Source organism: Defluviimonas sp. D31, from assembly GCF_033436765.1.
In the GTDB taxonomy this organism is placed as follows: Bacteria; Pseudomonadota; Alphaproteobacteria; order Rhodobacterales; family Rhodobacteraceae; genus Albidovulum.
Genome location: NZ_JAWQFN010000073.1, coordinates 1 through 523, shown reverse-complemented (window position 1 = coordinate 523; position 523 = coordinate 1). Strand labels below are relative to the sequence as shown.

Genomic DNA, 523 nt, shown 5'->3' with positions numbered 1-523 from the left:
GCGGTCCCTGCTGTGCGAGGCCGCGACCGTCCTGCTCTGCCGGGTCCGATCTTGGAACTGGCTCAAGCGTTGGGGAATGGAGGTTGCCAAGCGACGGGGCGTCCGGCGGGCACAAATCGCGGTCGCGCGGCGTCTCGCGGTGATCCTGCACCGGCTCTGGATCGATGGAACGGAATTCCAGGCGACCCGAGCTGGCATTGGCGGTGCAACGGAAGCCTAACCGCTGAAGGAAGATGCGAATGAAGAAACAAATCTGACACGGGATCCGCGACGGCGGATGTGTCCGGCAGGACGCAGGGTGCGGTGACATCGTCGAACTCGTTGTTGCTTCCGAAAAAGACGCGGAAAACACGTTACCTTTGAGATTGATGCGCCGACCCTGTTCTGGTCCCAACTTGTGGCGGTCCCTGTTCAGGCAGGTGCACCGACCACGGAGCGAAGAGTGAACCCTGCCGGGACACAGATGCCAGCGCGGTCAAGCCGCCTGAAGGACTTCACATATGCAACCCGATTAGCGAAGACG

The 523-nt window shown here is 61.6% G+C and carries 1 pseudogene; it reads left to right on the top strand.

The window, feature by feature from the left end:
• Window positions 1–220: pseudogene (locus R5H32_RS20945) on the top strand (IS110 family transposase); the annotation flags it as partial.
• Window positions 221–523: the final 303 nt, after the last annotated feature.